The 25,346-nt window shown below is 54.3% G+C and carries 19 protein-coding genes; 11 read left to right on the top strand and 8 right to left on the bottom strand.

Translation table 11 applies throughout. The annotated features are described in order from the left end of the window. Positions 1-123 precede the first annotated feature (123 nt). Both K239x_RS02600 and K239x_RS02595 read left to right on the top strand, forming a co-directional pair. Positions 124-1,734, top strand: coding sequence for a cation:proton antiporter domain-containing protein (locus tag K239x_RS02600; protein WP_145416123.1), 1,611 nt, complete (start codon positions 124-126; stop codon positions 1,732-1,734). Between the two features lie 163 nt (positions 1,735-1,897). Further along, a complete protein-coding gene (locus tag K239x_RS02595; RefSeq protein WP_145422056.1) occupies positions 1,898-3,883 on the top strand; it encodes an arylsulfatase in 1,986 nt (661 codons plus the stop codon). 22 nt (positions 3,884-3,905) lie between these two features. Here K239x_RS02595 and K239x_RS02590 read toward each other — a convergent pair whose 3' ends face one another. Next, complete coding sequence (locus K239x_RS02590; RefSeq protein ID WP_145416122.1) at positions 3,906-5,303, bottom strand: sulfatase family protein; 1,398 nt, start codon at positions 5,301-5,303, stop codon at positions 3,906-3,908. A gap of 342 nt (positions 5,304-5,645) precedes the next feature. On the opposite strand from K239x_RS02590, the gene K239x_RS02585 reads away from it, so the two are divergent. Beyond that, a complete protein-coding gene (locus tag K239x_RS02585; RefSeq protein ID WP_145416121.1) occupies positions 5,646-6,761 on the top strand; it encodes a Gfo/Idh/MocA family protein in 1,116 nt (371 codons plus the stop codon). A gap of 15 nt (positions 6,762-6,776) precedes the next feature. Here the strand turns inward: K239x_RS02585 and K239x_RS02580 are convergent, their stop codons facing one another. After that, positions 6,777-7,730, bottom strand: coding sequence for an SGNH/GDSL hydrolase family protein (locus K239x_RS02580; RefSeq protein ID WP_145416120.1), 954 nt, complete (start codon positions 7,728-7,730; stop codon positions 6,777-6,779). A gap of 140 nt (positions 7,731-7,870) precedes the next feature. Between K239x_RS02580 and K239x_RS02575 the strand changes: the two genes are divergently transcribed. Both K239x_RS02575 and K239x_RS02570 read left to right on the top strand, forming a co-directional pair. Further along, positions 7,871-9,802, top strand: a complete 1,932-nt coding sequence (locus K239x_RS02575; protein ID WP_145416119.1) for an ABC transporter ATP-binding protein — start codon at positions 7,871-7,873, stop codon at positions 9,800-9,802. 110 nt (positions 9,803-9,912) lie between these two features. Next, positions 9,913-11,199, top strand: a complete 1,287-nt coding sequence (locus K239x_RS02570; RefSeq protein WP_419189588.1) for a PQQ-binding-like beta-propeller repeat protein — start codon at positions 9,913-9,915, stop codon at positions 11,197-11,199. Between the two features lie 17 nt (positions 11,200-11,216). Here the strand turns inward: K239x_RS02570 and K239x_RS02565 are convergent, their stop codons facing one another. The 3 genes from K239x_RS02565 to K239x_RS02555 form a co-directional block, all read right to left on the bottom strand. Beyond that, complete coding sequence (locus K239x_RS02565; RefSeq protein ID WP_145416117.1) at positions 11,217-12,257, bottom strand: prenyltransferase/squalene oxidase repeat-containing protein; 1,041 nt, start codon at positions 12,255-12,257, stop codon at positions 11,217-11,219. 182 nt (positions 12,258-12,439) lie between these two features. Beyond that, complete coding sequence (gene mutM, locus K239x_RS02560) at positions 12,440-13,303, bottom strand: bifunctional DNA-formamidopyrimidine glycosylase/DNA-(apurinic or apyrimidinic site) lyase (protein WP_145416116.1); 864 nt, start codon at positions 13,301-13,303, stop codon at positions 12,440-12,442. Positions 13,304-13,324: 21 nt separating this feature from the next. Beyond that, positions 13,325-14,020: a pentapeptide repeat-containing protein gene (locus K239x_RS02555; RefSeq protein WP_419189587.1), complete on the bottom strand. Its 696-nt coding sequence runs from the start codon at positions 14,018-14,020 to the stop codon at positions 13,325-13,327. A 270-nt stretch (positions 14,021-14,290) separates the two neighbouring features. On the opposite strand from K239x_RS02555, the gene trpB reads away from it, so the two are divergent. Further along, positions 14,291-15,514, top strand: a complete 1,224-nt coding sequence (gene trpB, locus K239x_RS02550; protein WP_145416114.1) for a tryptophan synthase subunit beta — start codon at positions 14,291-14,293, stop codon at positions 15,512-15,514. A 237-nt stretch (positions 15,515-15,751) separates the two neighbouring features. Continuing rightward, positions 15,752-16,219, top strand: a complete 468-nt coding sequence (locus K239x_RS02545) for a response regulator (protein WP_419189586.1) — start codon at positions 15,752-15,754, stop codon at positions 16,217-16,219. Between the two features lie 21 nt (positions 16,220-16,240). On the opposite strand, the gene K239x_RS02540 is transcribed toward K239x_RS02545, so the two are convergent. The 3 genes from K239x_RS02540 to K239x_RS02530 are packed head-to-tail and all read right to left on the bottom strand — an operon-like array spanning position 16,241 to position 18,943. Next, entirely contained in the window at positions 16,241-16,960 is a 720-nt protein-coding gene (locus K239x_RS02540; protein ID WP_145416113.1) for an NAD(P)/FAD-dependent oxidoreductase, read from the bottom strand. Positions 16,961-16,976: 16 nt separating this feature from the next. Continuing rightward, complete coding sequence (locus K239x_RS02535; RefSeq protein ID WP_145416112.1) at positions 16,977-18,143, bottom strand: NAD(P)/FAD-dependent oxidoreductase; 1,167 nt, start codon at positions 18,141-18,143, stop codon at positions 16,977-16,979. Continuing rightward, positions 18,140-18,943, bottom strand: a complete 804-nt coding sequence (locus K239x_RS02530; protein WP_145416111.1) for a TIGR04282 family arsenosugar biosynthesis glycosyltransferase — start codon at positions 18,941-18,943, stop codon at positions 18,140-18,142. The genes K239x_RS02535 and K239x_RS02530 overlap by 4 nt, the downstream gene beginning before the upstream one ends. Before the next feature lie 291 nt (positions 18,944-19,234). On the opposite strand from K239x_RS02530, the gene K239x_RS02525 reads away from it, so the two are divergent. From K239x_RS02525 to K239x_RS02510, 4 genes are all read left to right on the top strand, one after another. Continuing rightward, positions 19,235-20,851, top strand: a complete 1,617-nt coding sequence (locus tag K239x_RS02525; RefSeq protein WP_145416110.1) for a serine/threonine protein kinase — start codon at positions 19,235-19,237, stop codon at positions 20,849-20,851. 61 nt (positions 20,852-20,912) lie between these two features. Further along, entirely contained in the window at positions 20,913-22,124 is a 1,212-nt protein-coding gene (locus K239x_RS02520) for a 1-acyl-sn-glycerol-3-phosphate acyltransferase (protein ID WP_145416109.1), read from the top strand. A gap of 97 nt (positions 22,125-22,221) precedes the next feature. Beyond that, positions 22,222-24,093: a sensor histidine kinase gene (locus K239x_RS02515; RefSeq protein WP_145416108.1), complete on the top strand. Its 1,872-nt coding sequence runs from the start codon at positions 22,222-22,224 to the stop codon at positions 24,091-24,093. A 220-nt stretch (positions 24,094-24,313) separates the two neighbouring features. Beyond that, positions 24,314-25,345 carry a PstS family phosphate ABC transporter substrate-binding protein gene (locus tag K239x_RS02510; RefSeq protein WP_419189585.1) on the top strand — a complete coding sequence of 344 codons (1,032 nt, stop codon included), beginning with the start codon at positions 24,314-24,316 and terminating at the stop codon, positions 25,343-25,345. The last annotated feature ends 1 nt before the right edge of the window (position 25,346 follow it).

Here is a 25,346-nt window from a genome sequence, read left to right as displayed (position 1 = left end):
CATGTGTTCGGATAAAAAATTCCGGAGCGGACTTCACCGACTCCCGTCCGATCTCTTGTCCGACGGAACCGAAGATCAAAAGGCCAAAGCGGCAAAACGCAGTTGCCAAGAACGGAATCGCCCATGACCGAAACGCTTATTCATAACCTGCTTCTGATTCTGGCCGCTGGCCTGGTCGCTGCACTCGTGTGCCGTCGATTGCACGCATCCGTTTTGATCGGCTACCTTGTCGCTGGAGCGATTCTGGGTCAGGGCGTCTTGGGCTGGGTACTGGACGAACACCATGAACTAGAACACTTTGCCGAAGCGGGCGTGTTCCTACTGCTCTTTTCAATCGGGCTCGAGTTTTCGATCGATGACCTGCAACGACTCGGTCGCAATCTGGTCATCGGCGGCGCTACGCAGATGATATTGGTAGCGGTGCCCGTTGCGTTGATGTTGATGTGGCTGGAAATGAAATGGCAATCCGCTGCGCTAATTGCGGCAGCGGTTGCGTTCAGTTCGACAGTCCTTGTGTTCAAAGCGTTGTCCGAATGGGGACAGTCCCAAAAAACACACGGCCGACGCGCCATCGGTATTCTGCTTTTTCAAGACGCGGCGCTGGTTCCACTGCTGTTGCTAGTACCGCTGTTGACGGGAGGTGATCAGACGCCGGGCATTGCGCAATATTTTTGGCTCGCGTTTATATCGGTCGCATTTGTGATCAGCGTGATCGCAATTCGCTATCTGCTGTCGCGTTGGTTGATTCCCATGTTCGCCCGTTACCGCAGCCCTGAGTTGGTCATTTTGTTCACGATCGTTTCGCTCGGCGGGGTGACATTGGCAGCCTACTCAGTCGGGTTACCGCCAGCGGTCGGTGCTTTTGCTGCGGGCCTGATATTCAACGGCAACCGCTGGACCAAACAGATCGACGCATTGGTTCTGCCCTTTCGCGAAACCTTTGCGGCTATCTTTTTTGTCGGCCTGGGACTAATCTTCGATCCACGTCTGATCTGGAATGAACCACTCGAGATGGGTGCGGCGTTGATCGGTGTCATCGCTCTGAAAGGCGCCGCCGCGGCCATTGCATTGAAGCTAACAGGAATGCCGACACAGCGTGCATTAGGAATGGGCATCGGTTTAGCCCACATCGGTGAGTTTGCGTTTGTGTTGGTGTTGTTAGGAGTGGAGTCCGGCGTACTGAGTGAACACGACTATCAGCGTGTCGTCGCCATCGCAGTTGGATCACTGGTGCTCACACCGCCGCTCTTGAAAGCAGGCCTGCGTCTGGTCCACGATGACGAAGTCCCTCTAAGTGAAGAATCAGGCGGAATGCTGCAGACGGATCCGCAATTCGTCAAAGCCGTGGTGATCGGTGCAGGCCCCATTGGACGACGAGTGGCTTCGCACCTGGAATCACAGGGCAAAGACACATGCGTCGTCGACCTGAGTCCCATCAACCTGCATCCGTTTGCTCAAGAAGGTTTCCGAACAGTCGCTGGGAACGCCAGTGATGAACAAATCCTGCGTCTTTCTGAAGCCGATGTGGCGACGGCCATCATCGTTTGCGTGCCCAGCGATGAAGTGGCGATTCAAATTGTCAAATGTGTTCGGCGGATCAATCCGGCCACGCGAATTACGGTGCGATGTCGCTACCAGGCCAATATCGATCGTCTCAATCGCGCAGGTGCTGACAACATTGTCACGGAAGAAACCGAAGCGTCGTTGGCACTCATCCGGTCGCTGATCAACTAAACTTAGTCTGCTGTAATCATTTGCCAAAATGTTTGCCGGCTAGCGCGATTGAAATCGCTAATTGACTAGAAGTTTTTCCTCGCTAGGCAACCCCGCTGTGTTTGAATCGATCCGCCCAAAAACCTTTCGATCCCTGCGTTACTTCTGCACGTGCTTCGTTGCCATGGTGGCAACGCCAATCGCGTCGACAGTGACGGCGGATGATCGCCCCAATGTCATTGTCATTATGGTTGACGACCTGGGGTTTTCTGACATCGGATGCTACGGCAGCGAAATCGAAACACCGCACTTGGATGCACTCGCAGCTGGCGGACTCCGTTTTTCGCAGTTCTACAATACGGCAAAGTGCCACTCCTCCCGAGTCTCGCTGCTCACTGGACAATACTGCATCGCTGCTGGCGATACGTCGCTTTCGCATGGTGTGACCAGTGCCGAAGTCCTTGGCGGCAACGGCTACGACACGTCCATGGTTGGCAAATGGCATTTAAAACAGGAACCAACGGACTTTGGGTTCGACCGCTACTGGGGCCACCTCAGTGGTGCATGCAACTACTTCAAAGGAGACAATACCTTTCGTCTCGGCCGTCAGCCTTGGAAAGTCCCCGCCGAAAATTTCTACACAACGGTTGCCAACGTCGACTACGGCCTAAAATTTCTTGCCGATGCTGAAAAAAACGATAAGCCGTGGTACCTGTACGTCGCATTCAACGCACCTCACGCACCACTGCAAGCTTTGCCTGAAGACTATGCAAAGTACGAAGGTCGCTACGATGCGGGCTGGGACACGGTCCGTGAAAAACGCTTGGCTAAACAAGGTGAACTTGGGCTGCTTCCCGAAGGCGTGACGCCAAGCGATCGCCCCGCACACATTCCTGCCTGGGATTCGCTGTCGGACGCGCGCAAGCGTTTTGAGAACAAGCGAATGACCACGCTAGCAGCCATGATCGATCGCGTTGATCAAGAAATTGGCCGCTTGGTTGACCACCTTCAACACACCGATCAGCTGGACAACACGCTGATCTGGTTCGTCAGCGACAACGGTGCCTGCCCCTATGATCGCACGAGCAACCAAATCGAAGCGAAGCCAACAGACGGTTCCGTCATGTGGAGCGATTCGACTGGTTGGGCTTGGGCACGCAACAGCCCCTTTCGGTATTACAAACAAAACCAATTCGAAGGCGGCATCGCTTCGCCTGCCATCGTGCATTGGCCCGCAGGTTTGAAGACGCCTGCCGGCAGCATCGACCGGCAACCTGCTCATCTGATCGACATCATGCCGACGCTGGCAGATTTAACTCAATCCAACGTGCCAACCGCAATGAACGACCGCGAACTGCGACCAGTGTCGGGCCAGTCGCTTCGCCCGCTGCTTGAGGGCGGCGTCGTCGGACGCAAGCAACCGCTTCACTTTCTGTTTGCCGCCGACCGTGGCCTGCGCGATGGCGATTGGAAAATCGTTAGTTTTCGCAGTGGACCGTGGGAAATCTACAATGTTCGAAACGATCGAACGGAACAAAACAACTTGGCCGATCGCGAACCTGAGCGACTGAAAAGCATGGTCACGACCTGGCAAACCATGGCACGCGACGTGCTGCATGCGAACGGACGAAACACGGCGGCAGTGAGCCAAAAATCCACCGAACATACGCACCCCGAGTGGACCAATTTCGCCAGCGACCCCACCGCCGGCGTTAGAGGCAACGTCGACAGAAACGCTGCTTCACCGAAGAAACGTCGCAAAGCAAAGCAGAAAATCCGAGCTCGCAAGAACACGACCATGGAAGTCAAAGCAGACACCATTCACCTGACGTTCTCGGGCGATGATCCAGGACTTGCGTTTGAAAGTTTGCCAAGCGACCTTCCTGTCGGCCCCTACGCGTTGGCGTTTGAGCTGAAAAGCGACGCAACTGGCAATGGGGAAGCGTACTACACGACCGACGACAAGACATCGTTGCCCAACGGCCAGCACCTGACGTTTAACGTCGTCACCGACGGGAACTGGCATTCGCACAAGCTGAACATCACAACATCCAAACAAATATGCAAACTAAGATTGGACGTCAGCGACAACGCAGGCACTGCTCAACTGCGCGGCCTTCGTTTAATCGATGCCTCTGGCAACGTGCTCATCAAATGGCCTCGCAAGTAGCCGAAAGAACTCGGCCGACTCCTTACTTTTTTCGTTCGGCAGAGAACAACGATGGGTCGGGACTCGCAGGCAGGGTCTCTTTCCAACTTTCGATTTTGCTCAACAAGCTGGCGACAACGGTCTTCTGCTCGTTTTTCAGATCGACCGATTCCAGCGGGTCAGAATCGAGATCGTATAACTCAACATGACTAGCGTCAGAGCTGGAAAGAAGCTTCCACTGTTCGTGGACGACAGCATACGACACCCAGTGAAACGAGTTGTCACCAGGCTTACTTCGGCCCGCGTTCATCTTCCAAAACAACGGTTTTTGGCGTTGCTGCTTTTGGTGTCCCATCAAAGTCGATACTTGGCTAACACCATCAGGGGCGTAGTCCTCCGGCAAGCTGACTTCAGCGATTTCGCAAAACGTCGGCAATAGATCGACGGCTGAGATCAGCGACGAAGCATCGACTTTGTCTGCCGCAATCTTGCCCGGCCAGCGAGCAATGAACGGGACTCCGATACCGCCTTCAAACAGCGCCGCCTTGTATCCCTTGCGACCACCAGTGATTCCTTTGGATGCCGCGATGTTGTACCCAGCGCCCGTCGCGGTATCGTGCATCAGTGCCAATTCACTGGCTTTCTTTGCCCGCGCAGGCCCGTTGTCGCTACTGAAGACCACCAAAGTATTGTCCCTCAGTTTTAAGCGATCGATCGCATCAAGCACTTCACCGATGCGATCATCCGCATGTGAAAGCACCGACGCGTAAATGTTGTCGACTTCGTCCAAATCGCGAAAGCGCCAACGATATTTCGGTACAGTATGAAAAGGCGTGTGGGGTTCGTGCAGCCAGAGATTGACAAAGAATGGTTTTCCCGCTTGATGACTCTGCTGCATGAATTCGATCGCGTGATCAGCGTCTTCATGGACGGGCATCTGTTCTCCTGCACAGTTGAATGCACCGTAAGCGTCATAGCCGTACGCGCTGGGCAGCGGAGAATCAGGAATCATATTGTTGGACAAATGCCACTTGCCAAAGTGCGCGGTCGCATAGCCACCACCTTGCAACAATCGCGGCAACGTCACAGCGTTCGGATCTAACCAGTCGGGCATGTTTCGCCGAGCATTGCTGGGCACCCAAGCAAAGTGGCCGTCGATGTTGTATCGAGCGGGAAAATGACCAGTCATCACGGCCGTTCGGCTCGGCGAACAGACTCCGCTGGCGACGGAAAAACGAAGAAAGTCTGTCCCCTCTTTCGCCAATCGATCGATATTGGGCGTGTTCACATAGGGATGCCCATGGCAACTTAGATCACCCCACCCCCAGTCATCGGCAAAAATGAAAACGATGTTGGGTGGGTCAGACTCCGCCGCTTTGGAATCCAGCGAAGTAAAAAGGGCAAGACACGAGAACTGGAGTGCGATCAGGAAGTGTTTCATGGCTGAGCGATGGGTAATGGACGAAACAAAAAGACGCGGCAATTCTAGTCTAGTAACAATTCAAACCGGATGGACAGTCAGCGAACAAGCGAAAAGACTACTGGTCTTGATTGATCGAGCTGCAAACGAGCCCCCACCTTACTGAAGTGGATCCTGCTGTTTGACGAAGGACCGTTTTCGCCGCCGAATTCGAAACGCCAATGGACCGAGTCTGAAACAACAATGGAAGCTGCGGGCGTTCCATATGGCCGGCGGTTGCGAAGTCCGTAATACTTTGCGTCTGAAAGTTGACGGGAGACGAAGTCGTTGCCTTCGTCCGTTACCACTACCAAAGAGATTCTAATGAGTAATACGAAAGTACGGATGGCAATGGTAGGTCTGGGATTTGGCAGCGAGTTTATCGCGATCTATCAAGCACACCCGGATGCGGAAGTGGTTGCGATTTGCCGTCGCAACGAAGACGAACTCAATAAAACCGGCGATCAGTTCGGCATCGACAAACGCTACACGGACTTCGATTCGGTGCTGTCCGACCCCGACGTCGACTGTGTACACATCAACAGCCCGATTGCGGATCACGCATGGATGTCGCTCAAGGCACTCGACGCCGGCAAACACGTCATGTGTACCGTGCCAATGGCAACGACGATTCAAGAGTGCCAGCAGATCTGTGACAAGGTCAAAGCGAGCGGACTGAAGTACATGATGGCGGAAACGGTGGTGTACAGCCGCGAATTTCTGTTTATCAAAGACTTGTACGAAAGTGGCGAGTTAGGAAAAATCCAACACCTCGCTGCATCGCATCCCCAAGACATGGACGGTTGGCCCAGCTACTGGGAATCGATGATTCCCATGCACTATGCCACTCACGTAGTCAGCCCCTGCCTGGGTCTGACCGACGCGCTGGCAGAATCAGTCAGCTGCTTCGGATCGGGAACCGTCCGCGAAGACATTGCAAAGAGATCAGGCAGCCCCTTTGCCGTTGAAAGCTGTCACATCAAATTAAAAGACAGCGACATCACCGCGCACATCTGGCGGTTCCTGTACGACGTCGCGCGACAGTACCGCGAGAGTTTCGATGTATACGGAACGAAGAAGAGTTTCGAATGGACGCTCGTCGAAAACGAACCGCATGTAATTCATACGGCAAAAAAACCGGAGCACGAAATTCCCGAGAAGATTGAGATCCCGGACTTCGCTCACTTATTGCCCGAACCGATCCAGCGGTTCACGATGCCTGCGGAGATTCATGACGCAGAACATTTGTCGTTTGTCCAAGGCGGCGGACATGGCGGATCGCATCCGCACATGGTTCACGAATTCGTTTCGGCAGTGAAAGAAGACCGCGATCCATGGCCCAACGCACCCACATCGGCCAACTGGACCTGCACTGGAATCTGCGCCCACGAATCCGCATTAAAAGGCGGCGAATTGGTACGTCTTCCCGAATTTGCCTAGCCGCTACATGACCTGTCAGTTGGCGACAGTCTGCTGCCGTTGTTCCGAAATTTTGCGATCGATTTCTGTGGCCCGCTGCTCGGCTTCTTTGATCGGCAGCCCTGCTTTGATGCCTGGCCTGAGATGACCAACTTCGCTGAGCCACGCGTCTCGCATCAAGGTCTGACGCGACTTGATCAAATTGACGAGCTCGGCATCAGGCTGCTGAGAAAAATCGAAACCCCACGTCTTCAGAATCGCGTGAGCCAGAACGCGGTGCCCCTGATTGTTGACGTGAACTCCATCACCAGACAGCGTGAAACCAGGATCTGTCTCGCGTTTGTCAGCGACGTAGTCACTGATCGGGCCGTGCAGATCGACGACTAGCTCAACTCGGTCGGATTGATCGTTGACGTAGTCGGCAAACTGCTTGATCACCTCGTCGTAGTTTTCGTAGATCGTTTTCCAGGAATACTCTTTCGCCCCCAGTGGTCGCAGCTTGCCTTTCTTCTGAAGCGGCAGAGCATCGAATGCTGGCGGCGTCATCAAAACCAACTTCGCACCACTGGCATTCACTTTCGAGATTATTTTGTCGATGCCTTCGCGATAGGCAGCGAAGACTTTGTCGGACGGTGGGTGATAGATCCCATCATTCATACCGTAACAGGCGACAACGACGTCGGGCTTTATTTTGCTTAGCGCCCGATCAATTCGTTCATGGACGTTCGGCCGCGGAAACGGATGAATAGGTTCGGACATTCCATTGCAGGTCTCACTGCCCAAACCGAGATTGATGATTTCGGGTGTGTCTTTGCCCAACTGCATCCGCAAATGAGCTTCGACTACAACGACAAAGTGCCCGGCAAAGGTGTTGGAGTCGCCCAAAAATACGATTCGTTTCGCGTCCTTGATCGCGGACGACTGTTCCGCTGCGGAATAGCTGGACGCAAAGAGGACAAAAACAACACAGAGACACTTAGGAAATGACACGAGAAATTCTTGGGGCTAAGGCGTGGACCGGCTTCGTACTTGATCCGAACGTCTGATCGGACCGGTTTTTCGATCCATCAGTCTATCCATCTGTAGGCGGGTCGGTTGCCAAACCTTGACGGCACGACTACCAATAAAACATGTCTAGCAATGCAAGTCGTCGTCGTTTCAATGAATATCGAGATACCATTCGCGAGCGAAATGCTCGGAAAGAAAGGCCCAAACCGCATGGCCGCAGCGAGCATCACCCCACCAAAATCGGTGATCGCGATCGCGGATTTCTCGAATTGCTGTCGGAGTTTTGGCGTCTGATCTCGGGGCATCGCCGCCGCGTGATCGCATCGATGGCACTGCTTACATTGGGCATCGTCCTAAAATTGCTACCCCCGGTAGGAACCAAGCTGGCGATCGATACGGCACTGACGACGCCACCCAAAACGGTTCCTGACTGGCTGGACACCCTTCCCTTTCCGACTGACCCGATGCAGCGGCTAATTGCGATCGCGGTCATCGTGGCAGTCATTACATTGGTCGCGACGATCGTGCACCTTTGCAGTCGTTGGCTGGCGACCAAAGCGGTCAACCAATCGCAGATCGCGATTCGGCGCGAAGTATTTGAGCACGCGATTCGATTGCCGCTTAATCGGGTCTACGATATGAAAAGTGGTGGCGTGGCAAGCTTGATTCGCGAAGACGCGGGCGGCGTCGCCGATCTGATCTTCAGCATGCTCTACAACCCTTGGCGAGCGATTGTGCAGTTCATCGGTTCGCTGGTCATCTTGATGTTTGTCGACTGGAAACTGATGGTCGGGGGACTGCTGCTATTGCCAGTCGTTTGGGTGACGCACCGAACTTGGATCAATCGAATCCGACCACTCTACCGGGACATTCGCAAACAACGTCAGAAAATTGACGCTGGCGCCACCGAGACATTTGGTGGAATCCGAGTCGTCCGAACGTTTTCGCGAAGCCGTAATGAGTCGTCACGCTACGTACGCGAAGGCGGCTTCCTGGTTCGACAGCAACTGTTTACTTGGTGGTGGACTCGAATCATCGAAGTGATCTGGGAAGTGCTAATTCCTTTGGCATCGACTGGACTGCTGCTTTACGGCGGCTACCAAATTATCCATCAAGAACTGACGCTGGGTGACTTGATGATGTTTCTGATTTACTTGTCCATGCTATTGGGACCGCTGGCAACTTTGGCCGGCAGCGCGGTGGGCTTCCAAAACAATTTGGCAGGATTGGACCGAGTACTCGATGTGCTAGAGATCAAAGAAGAGCTGCCAAGCCGCAACGACTCGGTACATATTCAGGCCGGCAACACCGAAGGAGCCATTTCGATTCGCGATCTTTCGTTTGCGTATCCTGACACCGAAACGTTGGTACTGAAGGACATCGACCTGGAAATCCAAGCCGGTCAAACCGTCGCACTAGTGGGACGAAGTGGAGCTGGAAAAACAACGCTTACCAATCTGATTGCCCGGTTCTACGATCCAGCTTCAGGAAGCATTTCGCTGGACGGTCGCGATTTGCGTGACATCGAACTGGGAAGCTACCGCAAACTGCTGGGGATCGTCGAACAAGATGTGTTCATGTTCGATGGAACCATCCGTCAAAACATTGCTTATGCGCGGCGCAGCGCCAGCGAGGAGGACGTTGTGCGGGCAGCAGAAGCGGCCGCAGCGGATGAATTCATCTGCAATCTGCCTGACCAATATGATTCGATCATCGGCGAACGAGGTGTGCGGCTCTCGGGTGGCCAGCGACAGCGGCTAGCCATCGCTCGCGCCATTTTGGCGGATCCACGGATTTTGATTTTGGATGAAGCGACCAGTAATCTGGACAGCGAAAGCGAACGTTTGATTCAGATGAGCTTGTCAAAGCTACTGCAGAATCGAACCGCTTTCGTAATCGCTCACCGGCTCAGCACGATTACCGGTGCTGACAAAATCGTTGTCATGGAAGAAGGTCGCATTGTCGAATCGGGCACCCACCAGGAACTTCTTGACAGCGGAGGACGCTACCGCGACATGGTTCATCTACAAATGCACGAAACTGTTCCGCAGTAGTTCCTTGGCGACTGTTGCTGAGTTCGCAGATTGGCAATGTAACTGCGAATGCAAAGTGATATAATTTTGGTGGGGCATCGCATCGGACCTATCACTACCTCATGGTATTCATGAAAAAGCCAACCGCTTTCGCGTTTCTTGCACTCTTGCTGACTGTCGATTTTGCGATCGCCCAGCATGCTGACTGGCCTCAGTGGCGCGGCCCTCAACGCGACGCTCATGCCGCTGCGCAGAAATTGCTGCAAGAGTGGCCAGAGGGCGGCCCTCAGGTGAAGTGGCAATTTGCCGAAGCAGGCAGCGGGTACTCTGCCGTCGCAGTGTCCCAAGGGCGCCTTTACACGATGGGCGCTCTCGACGACGGCTGCTATGCCTTCTGTTTGGATGCTGCAACGGGCAAGCAGATTTGGAAGAGCAAGTTTGCTCGACTTTCGGTCAACGACGACTACAACCGCGACTGGGGTGGTGGACCGCGTGGCACACCGACGGTCGTTGATGATCAGGTTTTCGTACTGAGCGACGTGGGAGTGCTGGCCGCTTTGGCCAAAGACAATGGCGCTGTGCAATGGACGACTGACTTTGCTCAAGATCACGGTGGAAAAATCCCATATTGGGGCTACAGCGAATCCCCCTTGGTCGACGGTGACCGAGTGATGGTGACTCCGGGCAAAAGCAACTTCATGATCGGCTTGGATCGCAAAACTGGCGACAAACTTTGGACCAGCAAGGGCTTCGATGCTGAGGCGCAGTATGTCTCAATCATGCGTGGCAACGTGGGCGACAAACATTTCTATGTCACCGCCAGCAAGGAAGGCTTGATGGGATTCGACGTTGAATCGGGCGAAATACTGTTTCAGGACTCTGCGACCGGCAACAAGGTCGCCGTGATTCCAACTCCCGTTTTAGCTGGCGACCAGATCTATCACACCAGCGCTTACGGAGCCGGAAATACACTCCTAAAACTAGTCGACGACGGCGAAAAGATTCAGGTCGAAAGCGTGTACGCATTGCAGGGAAAAACCATGGAGAACCACCATGGCGGAACGGTCTTGGTCGACGGCATCATCTACGGATTCACGAAGGCCAACCGAGGAATGTGGCTGGCTCAGAATCTGGAAAGCGGCGAAAAAATGTGGGAAGAACGGCTAGGCGAAAACCGCAGTGGATCGCTTTGCTACGCCGATGGACGACTGTACTGTTACAACGACAAAGACGGCTCAGTACACCTAGTCACCCCGGACAAATCGGGCTGGAAATCGAACGGAAGCTTGACTCTTCCCAAGCAGACCGACATCCCGCGAAACAAAGGCGCCATCTGGGCGCACCCGGTGGTCGCCGATCAAACACTTTTTATTCGCGATCAAGATCTGATTTACGCGTTCGATATCAAACGCAAATAGAAAACGCGAGGGGCCATTTAGCGTTGATAAATCGGCAAATAGCTTCGGTCCAACTGCATCATGATCAGGTTGCATGCAGTGACGTAGACCGGGTGAATTTGCCCGTCCCAGTAACCATCCGGACGCTGCTGACTGATAATGCGAGCGTAGAGGCGATCGCGAAACGGCGCCCAAAGTTCGTCACCTTGTCGGTAGACAACTTGGCTGTAGTACAGGTAGGTGTAGTTCCAGTGCCCAAACGATCGGGCCCCATCGCTGATATCGTGCAGCGTTTGCTTGCTGTAGTCCAACATCTCAGGAACATGCTCCCCATCGTAGTCACCTGCGTTGTACAGCGCAGCCAGCGCGGCGGCCGTAATCGCGGGCCGACTGGTGCCTTTCTGGCGACTGCTATAGCTGATACCGCCATCGGGATTTTTGCAGCCGTAGATGTACTCTTTGGCTCGATCGATGATCTTGGCGGTGACAGGGATGCCAGCGTTTCGACAGCCGCGTAGTCCTTGGACTTGTGTGATGGTGGTCGAACCTTCGTCAAAATCGCTGCCGTCTTTTGCTGAAACGTACCCCCAACCACCTGCGGCAGTTTGTGCGTTTCCGCTAAAGACGACGGCTTTGGTTAGCACGTCAACAATTTCTTGGCGCCGATCGAGCAAGCCTTCTTCACCGAGGACTTGCGACAAAAACAACATCGCAAACCCGTGCCCGTAGGTGTAACGAGAATCCGTCTGCGGGTCGCCAATCAGACCGTTGTCACGACTTTTGCTAATCAGAAAATCCGCCGCGCGGGCGATCTCTTTGGCATACGGACCTTGAGTCGTCGTGCTACCACTACCGATCAAAGCCGTGCCCGCGAGCGCGGCCATCGCAGTGGGGTACACCTGGGTATTCCACTGTCCACGCGACGACTGCGTCCTGCTAAGCCACTTCAGGCCCTTGGTCGTCGCTTCGTCCCAGCGAGGGTCACGTGCGGCGCTGGCTGGACGCGATTGCAACCCAACAAACCCAGCGGCGGAAAGCAGGGTGGCTTGGCGAAGCCAGTCGCGACGGTTGTTAGGCATGGTTTCCCGATACTTGAAAGTCAGATGCGTCTACGGTTGCATTGTAGCGTCATCGAAAAGAACTCGTACACTTCAATTCCCACCGCCCCCGGAGCGAATCGGCCAAAGAATACTGCCCGTTTGCCGTTCTTTGCTTGCTCACAAAACAGGCTTGAGCTTGCAAGAGAGTACTTGGGTGAGAACTACAACAAGTCCACCGACTCGTGAAGACCCGATTTTCGCTGGCACTTGGGACAAAAAAACGTACAGCGTTGGGCCTGCACAATGCGTTGGATTTCGCCTTCGCGGCACCGCCGGCACATCGTTTGTGCTCGATCGTAGACACGGTGGTAATTCTGATAGCCGCCAGATTTGTTCAGGGCGTTTCGGTAAGTCCCGTCGCTCAGCGTGCTGCCTTCGTGTTTGATAGCGTCGTGCAGAACAATCCCGATGGCGGATTGAATGCGAATCCATTGCGGCCCCGTAAGTTTGTCACAGCGAGCTCGTGGATCGACGCCTGCGACAAACAAAATCTCGGCGGCGTACAGATTGCCAATTCCTGCCACGGCTGATTGGTCTAACAAGGCAACTTTGATCTCGCGACGACTCTGTCCCAGCGCGTCTCGCAATTGCTGCACGCTGATTTGCAACGCGTCGATCCCCAGCTTGTCGTCAACTACCGTCTTGATCTCTGATGGCCGCAACAACCGGACAGTGCCCAATCCACGTCGATCCCAAAACAAAAGCTGCTCGCTGGGCCCGCCCGACAGATGCAGACGCAAACGCAGGTGCTGTTCTCCCGGTGGATCCGCCAAAAGCACCAAACCGGTCATGCGTGGTTCGATCACGATGACTTGTGCGTCATCCAGTGTGATCATGACCCGTTTTCCGCGCCGTCCAATTTCCGCGATCGTTTTGCCTTGCACGCGACGATCAAAGGCATCGATTCGCGGCTGCATCAAAATGGGCCGGCATTTACATGGCGGCCGTTCTGCTTTCTCGATCTGGCTCCCAATGACAGGTGCAACGCCGCGGCGCATCGTTTCGACTTCGGGCAGTTCTGGCATGCCGCAATGATAGGGACCAAGTCAATCGGCAGGCAACTCCTGCAAAATCCAGCCCGCAAACTGGGGATCGAAACCGGCAGGAAACTGAGTCTGCAAGCTGTAGGTCGGCGGATCTACAAAATACGCTTTCCGAAGATTCTCCGGATCAATCGAACTCAGATCAGTACCTACCAAAACGGCTGAATCGATATCGGCGATTTGAAAAGCACTGCTTCCGCTGCATACAAAGGACGCATTGGTCAGATCTGCCCCACGAAACGAATTCGCTTGAAAGACGGCGCCATTACCGCCAATCAGTTGCGTCCCAACCAGCTTGGCTCCGACAAATGTGGCGAGCTGAAAACTTGAACCGGTCGCCGTCAGTTTTGCATTGGTCAAATCAGCGCGATCGAAACTGACTTGTTGGAAAGAACTGACACCACAACTGATCGTCGCGTTTTGCAACTTCGCACCTTGAAGCGACACAGACTGAAAGGCCCCCGCCCCGGTGGTCAAGCTGATCCCGCGCAGATCACATCCATCCAAATTCATGCCCGAGAGAAACCCGCGACCTCGGTTTTGCTCGCGTTGCTTGGGGCTCTCCAGCAACGGCTTGATGTACTGATCCAGCATTCGAAGCTGGCTCTTTGCCTCCCAGGCGTCTTTTCTGGCTCGATTGCGGTCGGCGACCGCGCGAAACCACCCCAAACCGATTGCCAAAAACATCGTGAGCAGCATGAGCCGCCGGATGGTGAATTTTCGCTCTCGGCGCCTTCCCGCTGGCAGAGAATTCGGCGTGCAGCCAGTTGCTGGGGACGTTTCAGTGAGACGTGTGCGTAAACTCAATGCGGATAATTCCTAAAACTTGTGTGACAGCAAAGCGATGCCATACGGTTCTACACCCCAGGGAAGTCAAATCTGTCACGTTGACCGATCGAAGTCCGGCAGCAAAAATCATAGCGTCTCCCATTTCATGAAAATCTCGCCTGAGCCACCCCGTAGCAAATCATGAGTTCAGCTCCCCTCGAATCCAACGCTTCCGCAGCCGTTCCTGATGAACGAGGTCGTTTCGGCGATTTCGGCGGACGGTTTGTTCCCGAAACGTTGACGCGTGCGCTCGATCAATTGGCTGAAGAATATGAACTTGCCAAGAAAGACAAAGCTTTTCAGACAGAACTGCGAGGGCTACTGAAAACGTTCGTCGGTCGCCCCAGCCCCTTGTACTTGGCAAAACGCCTGACCGATGCGGTCGGGGGAGCCCAAATCTGGCTCAAACGCGAAGACTTAAACCACACCGGTGCTCACAAGATCAACAACACGCTGGGCCAAGCTTTGCTGACGCTGCGGATGGGCAAAACGCGAGTCATCGCAGAAACCGGCGCAGGACAACACGGCGTCGCATCCGCGACAGCTTGCGCGCATTTCGGACTCCCCTGCACCGTGTACATGGGTAGCGAGGATATCCGACGGCAAAAACCGAACGTGTTCAGCATGAAATTGATGGGCGCCGATATCTGCCCCGTCGAAAGCGGCTCCAAGACGTTGCGCGATGCGGTTAACGAAGCCATGCGAGACTGGATGTCATCGGTAGAAAACACCCATTACATCATCGGCAGTGTGATCGGCCCGCATCCTTTCCCCATGATGGTCCGTGATTTCCAGGCCATCATCGGCCAGGAAACTCGCGAGCAATGCCGTGACACGCTCGATCGTTTGCCCGACTGCGTCGTGGCTTGCGTCGGCGGCGGCAGCAACGCGGCCGGAATGTTTTATCCGTTTGTCGAAGACGATGGCGTGCGTCTGGTTGGCGTCGAAGCCGGTGGACGTGGAACTGATCCGGGCGATCACGCTTCGCCTTTATCCTTTGGAAGCCCTGGGGTGTTGCACGGCAGTTACAGCTACGTGATGCAAGACGACGATGGACAGACCTGTGACGTGCATTCGATGAGTGCTGGACTGGACTACCCAGGTGTCGGCCCCGAACACAGTTATTGGAAAGACACCGGCCGCGTAAATTACATCGAGTGCGGTGATGACGCCGCGCTGCAGGCGTTTGACCAATTAGCACGCACCGAAGGCATCATCGCAGCACTGGAATCCAGCCACGCGATTGCCAAAGCCATGACCATCGCTGCGGACATGCCGTCGGATCAACACGTCGTCGTTTGCCTGTCTGGTCGTGGTGACAAAGACGCCATGGAAATCGCTCGCCTTCGCGGCGAAACTTGGTGATTCGCTAGCACGCCCCGGAGCAGACGCTGCTGGTATGCCAATGGCGAAATTAATCGATGCCCAGACATCACGGGCGCGATGATGGAGGCAACATTGCCCGCTTCCCTAGCGAACGACTTGACACTGGACCTATGATAGAGACTTCGATAGAAACAATGCACCTTCCGAATTCAGGTTTTGACAGGAACCGGCAAAGCGGCGAAATAGGTTTTTCAACTTCGCAGGCCGAAGCAGTCAATGCAACAGATCCGGGCTAATCCCGAGGGGGCGAAGATGATGACCAAACCGGTAACCTTGCTGCTAGTGGAAGACGATCCGCTAGACGTCATGGCGATGGAACGGGGTATGAAAAAGCACCGAGTGCTGAATCCCTTGGTGACAGCCAGCAATGGTCGCATCGCATTGGACATGCTCCGTGGCGAGAATGGCCAAACAAAAATCGACACGCCCTGCATCATCCTGTTAGACATCAACATGCCAGTGATGAGCGGCATCGAGTTCCTGGAAAACATTGGTGCCGACAAGGACTTAAATGCCAGCGTCATATTCGTCCTGACTGGCAGCGAACATGACTCCGACATCGTCAGCGAGCACAAGGATCTGATCGCTGGCTACATTCTGAAAGAAAATCTGGGCACTGCGTGCGTCGAACTGTTCGACGCATTGAAAACGTTCTGGCGAATGATTGAATTGCCAGTCGACTAGCTTGATCGACAGGCCCGTCGTTTAGCCCGTTGACTCATTTGATGGCTGAGTCCCGCGAATCGGGCGATACAGATCCAGCGACTCACGGTCGGCAAGCTTCGCATAGAGCTCGACAATCTGCTTCAAGCCCATGATAAAATCGTGTTCCGCGTCATCGGTTTTTTCCTGGCCGATGCGGTAGAGGTAAGGACACGGCAAGTCGAACGAAGTATCCAGATCGGGTGCGTCCCCGATAGCAAGGATGACGGCTTCTGATTCCACCGCGTCGCCACTCTCGACCGTAAGTCGAAAATCGGGAGGCAGGTCGCCATCACTTTGATCGCCGTCATTTGCATTGCCACCGCTTACGTCTTCTTCATTCGATTGAATTGCCGAATGCTCGATACGTACCACTTTGGCGTCACAACGCACCCTGCCACGTAGCAAGTCGGTTTCGGTCAATGCCACCAACACTTTTTCAACGCGCTGACCAACCGTGGTGGGAAGTATCAGCGGCGGCGATTCGTGATTTTGGGCATTGAGAGCCGAAAGCGCCAGCGGAGAAAGGCATCGATCGGGCAGCATCGAAAGTGGCTGATCTGCCTGCGCGAGCATCGACGCACCGATTGTGTTCGCCTCCATAAGAGTCACGTCGTATCCCAGAAAGCGTCCGTACAAAGCGGCTTCGAGCCCCAAGGGGCCGCCACCCACGATCGTAATGGTGCCAGGTGGCTCAAGTATTTGTTCTTCTGAATCGGACATGGGTTAACTCATTTCTTTAAATGGGGGCACCGTCGCCAAGCGTTTTTGTTTGTTGCTTGCCGACACTAAAATTTTCTAATTGGATGGCAGGTGAAACGTCGGTGATAAAATCCGAAAGCACCACGGCAGTAGCCGGAGCCAGATGCAGACCGCTTCGATAATGCCCCGATGCGACGTACAAACGATCTGAATCGGGCACCCGACCAATCATCGGAAAACCGTCAAACGTCATCGGCCTGAGCCCTGACCACGAACGGACTTCGGGAGCCTGCCTCAATGCGGGACAAACGTCGAACGCGAATTCACGAAGAGAGTCGAGCATGGGATCAGTGGTCCCCGGCTGCCAACCGACCTCTTCTTCACACGAGCCGACCAAAGTGCAGCCATCGTCACGCGATACTAGATAGCGATTGCCAACATTGACGACCGCGCGAAACAACGGCTGATCCGTTTTGAACAAAATCACTTGCCCACGAATGGGCACGATACTTTGATCCAGTCGTAGTGAGCTGGCAATCTGTCCCGTCCATGGCCCGGCAGACACGACCGCGGCATCGGCTTTAAAAGTTCCGGTGGAATTCAATTGGCTGTGCCGACCGATGACCTCGACGCCGCTTTTGCTTTCGACCACATCGGACACATCGAAATGCTCGACGATCTGGACTCCTGATCCAAGACAAGCTGCTTTAAGCGCCTTCAAAAAATCTGGGCTTCGGATTTGGCATTCTTCAGGTGTCCACCAAGCGGAAGCTTTAGGTGACCGGAGTGTCCAATCTTTCATCGCGGGTTCGCGCTGAGCCAGAGTCGGCAAATCGACTCGCGTACAAGCGATCGCCATCTCGTTCCAGTACTCAGTCAACCCGACCATGGATGCTCGTTCGCCAGGACGATCGGCAAGATACCAGCCTCCACAGACGCGATAGCCAGGATCGATGGACGTGATCTGCTGAAGCTGATTCGACCAATGGGGATACAGTTCGTGACTGAGTCCACGAAGCCGGTCGATCGAATCAATCGCCGTCGCCAAATTTGCGGGCGGCAGAATCCCTACCGCTGCCCACGACGTGGCGCGTCCTACTTCTTGCTGATCCAGCAACGTCACAGCCCGATCACGCTTTGACAATTCCCATGCCAAGCTAAGACCAATAGCACCGCCGCCAACAATGATGATTTGCTGGTTCATTCGACGCGACCTTTCGAATCGGTGAGAACGTCCCCCGACGAATCATCTTCCCACGGATCATCTAAAATCGCTTGAATCTGTTCGTGCAAAAAACGGTGCGACTCACTGGTCGCGTTGCTTTCACGCAACCACGCACGGAGTCGATCGAGCGCTTCGACGGTGTCAATGTCTTCGCGCGGATTGATCGTTGCTATCCGAAGCCCTGCGTCGGCTGAACGCTGCTGCGTGATACTCAATACTTGATCGCTGCTCCACGGCATGTCGACGAAAAGTCGCTCAAATCGCTTGTCCCATGGGCCTCGCAATCCGATCAGGTAGTAGCCGCCGTCAATGGCGGGCCCCAGCACGATGTCATGACGGGCCAACTGATCACTGGCATTTTGAATCGTGGCCACGTCGATCAACGGACAATCGCCACCGATCAGGATCGCAGATTGATTTCGCTGAAGAGAATGGATGAACCACGCCATCATTCGCTGCCCCAGATCCCCTTCACTTTGGTGATCCACTGTCCAAGCGGTCGAAATCTGGCTTCCGAACCGCTTTGCTTTCGCAGTGGGCGTCACCACAGCGACTCGATGATCACCGGCTTTTGCCAGCGCCTGCGTCAAAACTTGGACGAAAAGCTTGTGCAAGCGTGCCGACTGATGCATGCCGATACGCTGCCCCAACCGTGTTTTTACGGAACCAGCAGTCCAGAATTTGGCCATCAGCCCCAAAATTACCGTGCGAGGGGTTTGATCGTCCGGCACAGTGGAAAGACGTGCCGATTCGGAAGTGGATTCAGGAGGTGTGCTCACGTAATGGCATTTAGAGGACAAAGACGAAATTGGAATAATCGTTTCGCTCGTTGGCGTAGAAGCTCAATTGCGTGCTCCACGGCCAATCATTGTTAGCGAAAGCGAACATTCCTGTTACCATAGACTCCGCGGGAAAAACGCCCCAGAGGGAGCAATTTGCGGACAAGTTCGCTAGCGATCATCACGAGAGACGATGATTTCTGAACGCCCCGCTTACTTATCCAACCGTCTCATACCTGCTATTCTTCCACCAGTTTCCATCCTTCATTTTGAGGCCATGGTCGGCAGTCCATGTCGCAACAGCCACAGCTCACGTCCGAACGACTGATTCGCTTGATCGCTAAGAGCAAGCTGGTCGATCAATCAAAGGCTGATAAGCTGGTCGCAAAAATTCGCGAGAAACACGGTGGAGAGCTGCCCGAAGACCCCAAACGTGTGGCGCGGTACTTCGAGAAGCAAGGCCTGCTGACGGCCTGGCACAACGAAAAACTTCTCAACGGAAAGTACAAAGGCTTCTTTCTCGGCAAGTACAAATTGCTCGGCCATATCGGCACCGGAGGAATGAGTAGCGTCTACTTGGCCGAACACGTGCGTCTGCAAGACCGACGTGCAATCAAGGTGCTGCCAAAAGCACGCGTCAAAGATGCTTCGTATCTGGCGCGGTTCCAGCTAGAAGCCAAAGCGATTGCTTCGCTGAATCACCCCAACATTGTGCTTGCCTACGACATCGACAATGACGGCGATGTTCACTACATCGTCATGGAGTATGTCGACGGGTTGGACCTGCAACAATTGGTCAAACGTGATGGTGCAATCGATCCATCAACCGCAGCGGATCTGATCGCGCAAGGCGCACGCGGTCTGGCGCACGCACACGAACGCGGCGTGATTCATCGCGATGTAAAACCAGCGAACTTGTTGATTGATCAAAACGGCGTCGTTCGCCTGCTGGACATGGGGCTGGCTTTGGTGTCGGCCGATGACGAAGAATCCTTGACGGTTGCCAACAACGAAAACGTCTTGGGAACGGCCGACTATCTGGCTCCCGAGCAAGCACTCAATAGCCACACGGTGGATCACCGCGCGGACATCTACGGCCTCGGATGCACACTGTACTTTTTGCTAACCGGCAAACCTCCCTTTAGCGACGGGACCCTTGCGCAGCGGATCGCAAAACACCAAACAGAAATGCCAACGTCGATTCGGCAACTGCGGCCCGATGTCCCGGGCGAAATGGAAGGCATCTGCGTCAAAATGATTCAGAAAGATCCCTCCTACCGCTACCAGACCGCGACGGACGTTGCCTTGGTTTTAGAAAAATTCGCTGCCAAGGTCCCCAAAGGCCAGAGGGTCACCGCGGGAATGGGTGACGGGCCAGGCATCGGAGAGATTTCGTCCTCGATCTCGCTCGACGGGTCGGGCAAATCGTCGACCATCCAAGGCGATACGATCTCCAACAAAACCGACGACACGTTGGCGAGCAGTCGCTCCAAGGTCATTCGCGGCAAAGGCATCAGCGCAAGCGACAGTGGCCGACTCGTTGACGTGGTTCGTCGTCCCATCGAATTTGACATGGGAGGTGAAAGCCAAATCGACCTGCAAACCGATTCAGGCTACCGCGCCAAATCCAATTCATCTGGCTCAAAGAGCCGAATTCTGCGCCCCACGTCGCCCAATCATTCGGACATTGACGCTCCCGCTGTCGAAGCACATCGTTCGTCGACCGGTCGATCTAGTGTTCGGGTTGGGGATGAATCCGATGTCTACCAGGGATCGAAATCACGTAGCGGTTCGTCTTTGCAGGAGCGAAAGTCGATTGATCCCATGTTGTTAGGTGCCTTGATTTTTGCTCTGGTACTGGTCGCCTCAGCGATCGGTTTTTATGTCGCTCGAATCACCGCGTCCTAGCAATCGAATCGCAGAACCGGCATCGTAGAATTCAGCGTTTCCAACACGCGACCTCAGGTTTATGTCAGTCGTTTTTGATCGTCCCTACGAATTTGTGCCGCGGGATCGATCCATACTTTGGCCCTGGATGATTCAGCGACTGCGATTGGTTGATCACTACCTGAAAAAAAAGGAAGGAATCGTTGATCGCGAAATCCTGGACTTTGATCGGCTCCGAGCGTCGGTCGACCAGGGACACGGAATCGTCGTCGCTCCCAACCACTGCCGCTACGCCGATCCGTTAGCGATGGCGTGGCCTTCGCGAAAAGCAAGACTGTATTTCTATGCCGTCGCTTCGTGGCACCTCTTCAACAAAAGCTGGTTTGATTCGTTCGGCATGCGTAAATGCGGTGCGTTTAGTTTGCATCGTGAAGGCACGGACAGAAAATCGCTCGAAACAGCCATCGAGATCTTAACCAACGCCGAACGTCCGCTGATCATCTTTCCCGAAGGACAAACGTTTCGCACCAACGATCTGGTTCGCGAGCCGCTTGACGGCGTCGGATTCATTGCCAGGACCGCTGCTCGGCGACGCGCAAAACAAGATGATGGACAGGTTGTCATTCACCCCATTGCGATCAAGTACCTGGCAACGACCAGCGTCAATGACTGGTCCAATGCACAACTGGAACAAATGGAATCGCATTTGGGTTGGCGACGACAGCGAAAACCCGATCTCGTCCTGCGAGTGCTACGACTGTCGGATGCGCAGCTGGCACTTCGCGAAATCACCTTCCTGGGATCCGCTCAAAAAGGCGACATTGTCACGCGCCGGCGAGAGCTTTGCGAACATTTGCTCAGCCAAGCCGAAAGTGAATTGGGCGTACAAGTGGTCGATCCAGACGACATCGGTTCACGCAATCGAACCATTCGCAGCAGCATCGCAAGCGTTTACTTTTCGGAACCAATGGATGCCGATCGTCAGGCGCTGCTAAGAGACCTCGACTTTGGCTGCGACGTGGCTCACGAATTAGACGCTTACGACGACCACACTTACTTGGAATCGACGGTTACGACGGAAGAACGACTCGTGGAAACCATTCAACGCATCCAAGAAAGCTTGATGGGAAAGATCAACCGCAAGCTCCCGCTAAAAGCGATTATCCGGTGCGGTGAAGCCATTCACGTTCCCGCGGAAAAAGCTCCCAAAGGGGAGAGTGATCCGATCCTAGTCACACTTGCCGACGAGCTTCGCCAAATGATTCATCGCCACCCCGGTCGTCGGCTAAGCTGACGGCGTCTATCTTTGCAGCGAAATGGCAGGCCGACGCGATTCATCGAACGTCGCACCAAGATAGTCACGCAAAGTAAAAAGCGGGAAGCAATAAACAGTGTGGTCATCATCACTTTTTTGGAAGCTCTTCTTCATCTACGTCGGATTAAATCTGACGTTAGCGATCGCGTTTTTGTTTGCGGCAACATCGTTTCAGCGGGGCGAGATCAATCGTCAAGTGGAGCAACGACTGCTCGATACCGCGATTGTATTGCGCAGCCATGTCGGTGAATTGGTGGAGCAAACCCTCGCCGACAAAGATGTCTATGCAGCCGAGAATCCTGATGGCGACGTCAGTTCCGAGACGGCTGAGATCATCAGCGAAAAACAACAGGAACTACAGCGCCTGATCGGCCAACTCTCCAAAGAAACGAAACTGCGAACAACCGTCATCGACGACAACGGCATTGTGCTGGCTGAATCCGAAAGAAATCCGGCCCGCATGCTCGATCACTCCAATCGGCCGGAGTTGATCGAAGCCCAAAAAGCCGGGCGTGGAACCGCAGTGCGAAAGAGCCCGACGCTGGGCATCGACATGTTCTACCTCGCCCTAGCCATCAAGAAGACGGGCGAGAGCCAACTCAGTCCACCATCTCGGCAGGCTTACATTCGAGTTGCCATGCGGCTTGACCTGATCGATCAACGGGTGACCGCTATGCGTCGATTTTTGTGGCTGCTGGCTTTGGTGTTTGGATCGATCGCTACGCTTCTGGCCTACGCAATGGTCGGTCGCGTCATCAATCCTTTGACGCAGTTGACCCAGCGTGCGCAGAGCCTGGCGATGGGAGTCGATCAAGACACCGCTGGGATCATGGCGTCCGGCGAAGTCAGTTCGCTCTCTGCTTCCCTCGATCAAATGCAGTCGGAATTAGCCAAGCGTTTCGGCCAACTTCGCGAAAACAACGAACGAATGTCGACAGTACTAGGCAGTGTCCAAGAAGGGATCATCGCGGTCGACGCCAATGAGAACATTGTCTTGGCAAATGACGCCAGCAAGCGACTGTTGTCTTTCACGACAGACGATGAAGTAGGCCGACCACTGCTGGAAGCGGTTCGCAGCCGGCGACTTCGCGACGTCATCCAACAGTGCATGCAAAAATCCGAAACCGTGCAGACGGAATTGCAGTCAGTCGGCGAAATGAGACGCGACTTGGCGATCACGGCAACTCAGCTGCCGGGCGATCCTGTCCCCGGCGTCGTGCTGGTACTGCACGACGTGACCGAGCTGCGGCGTTGGGAAAACCTGCGTCAAGAATTCGTCGCCAACGTCTCTCACGAGTTAAAGACGCCGCTCGCTTCGATCAAAGCCTATGCCGAAACACTTCGGCTGGGCGCGATCCATGACCCGGAAAACAACGAACGGTTTGTACTTCGCATCGAAGACCAAGCCGAACGCTTGAATCAACTAATCCTGGACATGCTCCAGATCGCTCGCGTCGAATCAGGCGAAAAAGCGTTTGAGATCACTTCAGTTTCGATTGCCAAAGTGGTCGATGCTTGCGTCCATGAATTCCAACGAGCAGCCAGCAGGAAGAACATTGACTTAGTCGTCAAACCCGCCGAGGACGGCGAGACCATTGTCCAAGCCGAAGAAGACGGTCTGCGAACAATCTTGGACAACCTGGTCGGCAACGCCATCAAGTACACGCCCGAACGTGGGACAGTTACCGTTCAGTGGCGGCAGCAAGGTTCCACAGCCAGCTTGGAGGTACAAGACACCGGGATCGGAATCCCCGAAGATCACTGGACACGCGTTTTTGAACGTTTCTACCGAGTCGACAAAGCCAGGTCGCGAGAACTGGGGGGCACCGGCCTGGGGTTGTCCATCGTCAAACACCTATGCCAAGCGTTCGGAGGCTCAGTCGACCTCACAAACACTCGGGGGGGAGGAAGCACCTTCCGCGTCAACTTGCCGGCGAAACAGCAGTAAAACGCGAACCGATCGAACAGTCATGTCGGATTCACATTTTCTTAACCTGTTCTTCATTTCCCGGGCCTAGTATCCGCCAAGTCAGAGGCGGCTAGAGTGCGACGATCAGCCCTCTCTTTTGATCCTCGTCGCCAACCTCTGCCACCTTGGAATGACAATGTTGCGGGCCATGCCGAACACGACGCCGGGTTTTCGAACCTTTCTCCTAGCCGCCGCTCTTTTGACTGCTACCACCGGATGCGACAGCACCCAAACAGCTGACTCAACAACGGATGCACAGGACGACTCTGCCAGCGAACTGACTCAGATCCAGGGCGAAGTTGCGATTGACGGTTCCAGTACCGTCGCCCCCATCAGTGAAGCTGCAGCAGAACAGTTCGAGAAGAAATTTGGCAACGTCAAAGTCACGGTTGCGACATCGGGTACCGGTGGTGGATTCAAACGATTCACACGAGGCGAGACCGACATCTCCGATGCATCGCGTCCTATCAAAGATTCCGAATTCAAAGCGTGCAAGGAAAACGGCGTTTCATTTGTCGAACTTCCCATCGCGTACGACGGTCTATCGATCGTTATCAACAAAGACAACGACTTCGTCGACAAACTGACAATCGAACAACTTAAAAAGATCTTCCTCACCGAAGGCGGCGCCAAAACGTGGAAAGACGTGGACGCATCATGGCCGGACACGACGATCAAGATCTACGCACCTGGCACTGACTCCGGCACGTTTGACTACTTTTTTGGCGATGTCGTCGCCAAAGACGAAGAGAACGAACATCCTCGTGATGACATGTCAGTCAGCGAAGACGACAACACTTTGGTCACCGGTGTCGCTGGCGAAAAAGGGGCCATCGGGTTCTTTGGTGCCTCGTACTACTTTGCCAACAAAGACAAAATCAAAGCAGTTCCCATCGTAAATCCGCTGAACAGCGAAGCCGTTTCGCCAACTGCCGAAACGATTGAAAGCGGAGCCTACGCCCCGTTTAGTCGGCCACTTTTCATCTACATCAAGGCTGATTCGATGAAACGTGCGGAAATGAAACAGTTCGTTAAGTTCTATCTAGAAAATGCTGCGTCGCTGGCCAAGGCGGTCGATTACGTGCCGCTCCCCGCCGACATCTACGAAACTGTTCAGAACCACTTTGATGATCGCATGACCGGAACTCACTATTTGACTCCGAACATGGAAAAACAGATCGGTCCTCTCAAAGAGATCTACACTGCCGACAACTTGGTTGATATCGAGTAAG

Source organism: Stieleria marina, assembly GCA_007741555.1.
In the GTDB taxonomy this organism is placed as follows: Bacteria; Planctomycetota; Planctomycetia; order Pirellulales; family Pirellulaceae; genus K23-9.
Note: the sequence above shows the minus strand (reverse complement) of the source record. Positions and strands in the feature narration are given on the sequence as shown.

Bases quoted from the DNA above. Each gene is read 5' to 3' on its own strand.
- K239x_RS02585 (WP_145416121.1), top strand. From the start codon at position 5,646: ATGAGTAATACGAAAGTACGGATGGCAATGGTAGGTCTGGGATTTGGC.
- K239x_RS02545 (WP_419189586.1), top strand. From the start codon at position 15,752: ATGCAACAGATCCGGGCTAATCCCGAGGGGGCGAAGATGATGACCAAA.
- K239x_RS02600 (WP_145416123.1), top strand. From the start codon at position 124: ATGACCGAAACGCTTATTCATAACCTGCTTCTGATTCTGGCCGCTGGC.
- K239x_RS02595 (WP_145422056.1), top strand. From the start codon at position 1,898: ATGGTGGCAACGCCAATCGCGTCGACAGTGACGGCGGATGATCGCCCC.
- K239x_RS02555 (WP_419189587.1), bottom strand. From the start codon at position 14,020: ATGCTGCTCACGATGTTTTTGGCAATCGGTTTGGGGTGGTTTCGCGCG.
- K239x_RS02565 (WP_145416117.1), bottom strand. From the start codon at position 12,257: ATGCCTAACAACCGTCGCGACTGGCTTCGCCAAGCCACCCTGCTTTCC.
- K239x_RS02590 (WP_145416122.1), bottom strand. From the start codon at position 5,303: ATGAAACACTTCCTGATCGCACTCCAGTTCTCGTGTCTTGCCCTTTTT.
- trpB (WP_145416114.1), top strand. From the start codon at position 14,291: ATGAGTTCAGCTCCCCTCGAATCCAACGCTTCCGCAGCCGTTCCTGAT.
- K239x_RS02525 (WP_145416110.1), top strand. From the start codon at position 19,235: ATGTCGCAACAGCCACAGCTCACGTCCGAACGACTGATTCGCTTGATC.
- K239x_RS02570 (WP_419189588.1), top strand. From the start codon at position 9,913: ATGAAAAAGCCAACCGCTTTCGCGTTTCTTGCACTCTTGCTGACTGTC.
- K239x_RS02575 (WP_145416119.1), top strand. From the start codon at position 7,871: ATGTCTAGCAATGCAAGTCGTCGTCGTTTCAATGAATATCGAGATACC.
- K239x_RS02540 (WP_145416113.1), bottom strand. From the start codon at position 16,960: ATGTCCGATTCAGAAGAACAAATACTTGAGCCACCTGGCACCATTACG.
- mutM (WP_145416116.1), bottom strand. From the start codon at position 13,303: ATGCCAGAACTGCCCGAAGTCGAAACGATGCGCCGCGGCGTTGCACCT.
- K239x_RS02535 (WP_145416112.1), bottom strand. From the start codon at position 18,143: ATGAACCAGCAAATCATCATTGTTGGCGGCGGTGCTATTGGTCTTAGC.
- K239x_RS02520 (WP_145416109.1), top strand. From the start codon at position 20,913: ATGTCAGTCGTTTTTGATCGTCCCTACGAATTTGTGCCGCGGGATCGA.